The organism is Streptomyces sp. NPDC002817 (assembly GCF_053592055.1).
Map to the genome: position 1 here is coordinate 1 of NZ_JBSFUY010000086.1, position 5,189 is coordinate 5,189.

Sequence of the window (5,189 nt, forward strand, 5' to 3'; positions counted from 1 at the left end):
CCCTCTCGGGCTTTCCTCCGGGCTTTTCCCTTCGGTCTTGCGTTTCCGACTCTATCAGACCGTTTCCGGTTCCGATTTCCTCGGTGCTTTCCAGGCTTCCGCTTTCGCGTTTCCCTTTCCGGCGGCTCCGACTTTATCAGAGATTCTGAGTCGGAATTCCCACCCGCTTCGGGGACTGGTTCCGGCGCACGAAGCGACCGGGTTCCCGTTCAGGCGGAGCCGTAAACGTACTGGAGCGGGGCGCCTCGATGCAAATCGAGGCGCCCCGCTCCAGGTTCACGCGTACGGGTGTCCGACAGACCGTCAGACCTCCACCACCACAGGGAGGATCATCGGCCTGCGGCGATAGGTGTCGGAGACCCACTTGCCGAGGGTCCGCCGCACCAGCTGCTGCATCTGGTGGGGTTCGACCACACCATCCTGGGCCGAGCGCTCGAGGACCTCCGTGATCCTCGGAATGACGTCGGCGAACGCCGAGTCCTCGATACCCGAGCCACGGGCCTGGACGTGCGGTCCGCCCGTGATCTTGCCGGTCGACGAGTCGAGGACCACGAAGACCGAGATGATGCCCTCGTCGCCGAGGATCCTGCGGTCCTTGAGGGCCGGTTCGCCCACGTCGCCGACCGAAAGACCGTCGACGTACACGTAACCCGCCTGGACCTTGCCGGAGATCTTGGCCTTGCCCTCGATGAGGTCGACGACGACGCCGTCCTCCGCGATGACGATCCTGTCGTGCGGGACGCCGGTGAGGGCACCCAGCTCGGCGTTGGCACGCAGGTGGCGCCATTCGCCGTGGACCGGCATCAGGTTCTTCGGGCGGCAGATGTTGTAGAAGTACAGCAGCTCGCCGGCCGAGGCATGGCCCGAGACATGGACCTTGGCGTTCCCCTTGTGGACGACGTTGGCGCCCCAGCGGGTCAGGCCGTTGATCACGCGGTAGACCGCGTTCTCGTTGCCGGGGATCAGGGACGACGCCAGGATCACGGTGTCGCCGTTGACGATCCGGATCTGGTGGTCGCGGTTGGCCATCCGGGAGAGGGCAGCCATCGGTTCGCCCTGGGAGCCCGTGCAGACCAGGACCACCTCGCGGTCGGGAAGGTCGTCGAGCGTCTTGACGTCGACCACCAGGCCCGGCGGGACCTTCAGATAGCCAAGGTCCCTCGCGATGCCCATGTTGCGGACCATCGAGCGGCCGACGAAGGCGACCCTGCGGCCGTACTCGTTGGCCGCGTCCAGGATCTGTTGGATGCGGTGGATGTGGCTGGCGAAGCTCGCCACGATGATCCGCTTGCGGGCGTTCCCGAAGACCTGGTGCAGGACGTTGGAGATATCCCGCTCCGGCGGGACGAACCCCGGTACCTCGGCGTTCGTCGAGTCGGAGAGGAGGAGGTCGATCCCCTCCTCGCTCAGACGTGCGAACGCGTGCAGGTCCGTCAGACGGTTGTCCAGCGGGAGCTGGTCCATCTTGAAGTCGCCGGTGTGGACCACCATGCCCGCAGGGGTGCGGATGGCCACGGCCAGGGCGTCCGGGATGGAGTGGTTGACCGCGACGAACTCGCAGTCGAACGGGCCGATGCGCTCGCGGTTTCCCTCCACCACCTCAAGGGTGTACGGGCGGATGCGGTGCTCCTGGAGCTTCGCCTCGATCAGGGCGAGGGTCAGCTTGGAACCGATCAGCGGGATGTCCGGCTTCTCGCGGAGCAAGAAGGGGACGGCACCGATGTGGTCCTCGTGGCCGTGCGTGAGCACGATGCCCTCGATGTCGTCGAGCCGGTCCCTGATGGACGTGAAGTCCGGCAGGATCAGGTCGATCCCGGGCTGCTCCTCCTCGGGGAAGAGAACGCCGCAGTCGACGATCAGAAGGCGGCCGCCGTACTCGAAGACCGTCATGTTTCGGCCGATCTCGCCGAGACCGCCGAGCGGGGTGACCCGCAGGCCGCCTTCGGGGAGCGGCGGGGGCGAACCGAGTTCAGGATGCGGATGACTCAAAAGACTCTCCTCACCACACGCGCCACGTACCGGTAGGGCACGTGGCGCGCATGACGTTCGTGCTAGTAGCAGTTGTCGTTATGGGTGCAGGCACCACCGGTGGCCTGCTTATTCAGTTGTGAAGTCTGCTGCGCGCCTGGGGCGCGCGAAGTCTGTTGTCAGAGCTGTACCCCGCCGGCGGCAAGATCGATCTTGAGCTGCTCGATCTCTTCGGCCGTGAGCTCCACCATCGGGGCCCGCAGCGGTCCGGCGGGCAGGCCCTGGAGGGCGAGCGCGGCCTTCGTGGTCATGACGCCCTGGGTGCGGAACATGCCCGTGTAGACCGGGAGCAGCTTCTGGTGGATCTCGGTCGCCTTCTGGACGTCGCCGGAGGTGTACGCCTCCACCAGCGCGCGCAGCTCGGGGGTGACCAGGTGGCCGACGACCGAGACGAAGCCGACCGCGCCCACGGAGAGCAGCGGCAGGTTCAGCATGTCGTCACCGGAGTACCAGGCGAGACCGGAGCGGGCGATGGCCCAGCTGGCGCGGCCGAGGTCGCCCTTGGCGTCCTTGTTGGCGACGATGCGCGGGTGCTCGGCCAGGCGGACGAGCGTCTCGGTGCTGATCGGGACGCCGCTGCGGCCGGGAATGTCGTAGAGCATGACCGGCAGCTCGGTGGCGTCGGCAAGGGCCTTGAAGTGCCGGTACAGGCCCTCCTGCGGGGGCTTGTTGTAGTACGGCGTGACGACGAGCAGGCCGTGGGCTCCGGTCTTCTCGGCCGTACGGGCGAGTTCGAGACTGTGGTGGGTGTCGTTGGTGCCGACGCCGGCGACGACGTGGGCGCGGTCGCCGACCGCTTCCAGCACGGCTCGTACGAGGTCCGTTTTCTCCGCGTCGCTGGTGGTGGGGGACTCACCGGTGGTGCCGTTGATGACCAGGCCGTCGTTGCCTGCGTCCACCAGGTGGGTAGCGAGCCGCTGCGCGCCGTCGAGGTCGAGCGCGCCGTCCGCCGTGAAGGGCGTGACCATGGCGGTGAGGACCCTCCCGAAGGGGGTCTGCGGAGTGGAGGTCGGAGCCATGGGTAACACGCTACTCGCTGCTCAAGGCGTGGTCTGCCCTCGGGGGGCTCGAAAAGTCATGACAAAGATGGAGCCCGGCACTGCCTGCTCGGGGGTTCAAGCAGTGCCGGGTCCGTTTGATCAGGCTAGATGAACTTCTCTAAATGCCGCAATACGGACACTTCGCACGGCTGACCCGTACATCTGTGCCCGGAGGGAGAACGCGGGTGCGTTACGGCGCCACACGGCCGTTCGCGTTGAAGGCCGCGTAGGTGAGCGGCATGAGCTTGGCCCACTCCGCCTCCATCTTCTCGCCGACCATCTCGATCTCCCGCTGCGGGAACGACGGGACCTTCGCCAGTTCGTGCTGGGTGCGCAGGCCGAGGAAGTGCATCAGCGAGCGCGCGTTGCACGTGGCGTACATCGAGGAGAACAGGCCGACGGGGAGGACGGCGCGGGCGACCTCGCGGGCGACACCGGCGGCGAGCATCTCCTGGTAGGCCTCGTACGCCTGTCGGTAGGAGTCCTCCATCGCGCGCGTGACCAACTGCTGCTGGGCCTCGGTGCCCTCGACGAAGACGTACTTGCCGGGGCGGCCCTCCTGGACGAGCTTGCGGTCCGCGCCGGGGACGTAGAAGACCGGCTCGAGCTCCCTGTAGCGGCCGGACTCCTCGTTGTACGACCAGCCCACGCGGTGCCGCATGAACTCGCGGAAGACGAGGATCGGGGCGCTGATGAAGAAGGTCATCGAGTTGTGCTCGAAGGGGCTGCCGTGCCGGTCTCTCATCAGGTAGTTGATGAGGCCCTTGGAGCGCTCGGGGTCCTTCTGCAGCTCCTCCAGGGACTGTTCGCCGGCGGTGGAGACGCGGGCGGCCCACAGGACGTCTGAGTCGGCCGCGGTGTGCTTGACCAGCTCGACGGTGACGTCGCTGCGGAAGCTGGGCTTGAGGTCGTCGGCGGGGGTGTCGGTCACGGCTCGGAGGGTCCTTCCATCACTTCTCTCGGGCGGCGCCCACTCTACGGCCCGGCACTGACATCGGGGCGTTCGGTGCCGGGACGCGACATCTTCGGTGAAGTTCTGTGAATTCGGGGCATCAAGGCACCTTTTGTGGCACTCGTGCGTCTGTATCAACAACAGTCACTTATTCGAACTCGAGAGGAGCGTCTCCCCGATGTTCCGTCGGCGTGAGCCCGTCCCGTTCGCCTTCGTCGCCGAGGCCGACAGGTTCCGCAGCAATGTCACTCCCCCACCCCGTCAGAAGTCCTCCGCGGAGCAGATAGCCGGGAGCTGGCTCCTGGGGGTCACCATCGTCGCCGCGCTGGTGGGGTCCCTGATGCTCGGGATGCCGGCGCTGACACTCGATCACTCCCCCACATCGACGCAGGAGTCACAGGCGTCCCAGGGACACTGACTCATCCGGACCCCCAAGGGTGGATCCAGGAGACACCGGCGGATAGCCTCACCGGGCACAGCCCACCGCATGGATTGAGTGAGGACCAGCCGTGCCCCTGCCCTTCCTGACGGCCGACCGCGTATTCGAGACAGCCGACGACGTCGCGCTGCCCTTCGACGACCGCGAGCACTGGCGGCGTCCCTACCGGCCCGGTCCCTATCGGGTGGGTGCGGCGGCGCTGCTGTTGCTGCTCGCCTCGTACGTGCTGTTCGCGGCGGTCATCATCGCCCTCACCGGCTCCGCGTCCGAGGGCGGTGTGGTCTTCGGGATCGCGCTGGCCGTCATCGCCGTCGCGCTGCGGCTGCTGCGCATGGGGGTGTGGGTGAGCGCCCGCGGAGTGCGTCAGGTCGGGTTCTTCCTCACGCGTACGACGCGCTGGGACAAGGTCGTCGCCGTACGGACGGTGCAGCAGCCGGTGCGCTGGCTGGGGCTGCCGCGGACGGTGCAGGGACAGGCGCTGACCGTCGTACGCCATGACCGGGCGGCCGGGGGCGCGGTGCCGCTGCTGACCACGCACAACGCGGACTTCCTGGCGCGGCCCGAGGCGTTCGACCGGGCTGCCGACTCGGTGGAGGCGTGGGGCGCGGAGTACCAGCGGGCCTGACCGGCGTATACGGAAGGGGCCGGGCCGCAGCTGCTGCGGCCCGGCCGCCTCGGCACTCGGCCTGCCGCTCGGCCCCGTCATCGGCGGCTGGCTGCTCAACCACGT

At 67.5% G+C, this 5,189-nt stretch carries 5 protein-coding genes; 2 read left to right on the top strand and 3 right to left on the bottom strand.

All coding sequences use genetic code 11. From position 1 onward, the window contains the following. Positions 1-303: 303 nt before the first annotated feature. The 3 genes from ACWD3I_RS48905 to thyX form a co-directional block, all read right to left on the bottom strand. Positions 304-1,989 carry a ribonuclease J gene (locus ACWD3I_RS48905; protein ID WP_365413991.1) on the bottom strand — a complete coding sequence of 562 codons (1,686 nt, stop codon included), beginning with the start codon at positions 1,987-1,989 and terminating at the stop codon, positions 304-306. Positions 1,990-2,147: 158 nt separating this feature from the next. Further along, positions 2,148-3,047, bottom strand: a complete 900-nt coding sequence (gene dapA, locus ACWD3I_RS48910; protein WP_365413993.1) for a 4-hydroxy-tetrahydrodipicolinate synthase — start codon at positions 3,045-3,047, stop codon at positions 2,148-2,150. Between the two features lie 211 nt (positions 3,048-3,258). Then, complete coding sequence (gene thyX / locus ACWD3I_RS48915; protein ID WP_365413995.1) at positions 3,259-3,999, bottom strand: FAD-dependent thymidylate synthase; 741 nt, start codon at positions 3,997-3,999, stop codon at positions 3,259-3,261. Between the two features lie 199 nt (positions 4,000-4,198). Between thyX and ACWD3I_RS48920 the strand changes: the two genes are divergently transcribed. Beyond that, a complete protein-coding gene (locus tag ACWD3I_RS48920; RefSeq protein ID WP_365413997.1) occupies positions 4,199-4,438 on the top strand; it encodes a hypothetical protein in 240 nt (79 codons plus the stop codon). A 91-nt stretch (positions 4,439-4,529) separates the two neighbouring features. Continuing rightward, positions 4,530-5,084 carry a hypothetical protein gene (locus ACWD3I_RS48925; RefSeq protein WP_365413999.1) on the top strand — a complete coding sequence of 185 codons (555 nt, stop codon included), beginning with the start codon at positions 4,530-4,532 and terminating at the stop codon, positions 5,082-5,084. Positions 5,085-5,189 lie beyond the last annotated feature (105 nt).

Excerpts from the sequence above, each read along its gene's own strand:
- dapA (WP_365413993.1), bottom strand. The coding sequence starts at position 3,047 with ATGGCTCCGACCTCCACTCCGCAGACCCCCTTCGGGAGGGTCCTCACC.
- ACWD3I_RS48920 (WP_365413997.1), top strand. The coding sequence starts at position 4,199 with ATGTTCCGTCGGCGTGAGCCCGTCCCGTTCGCCTTCGTCGCCGAGGCC.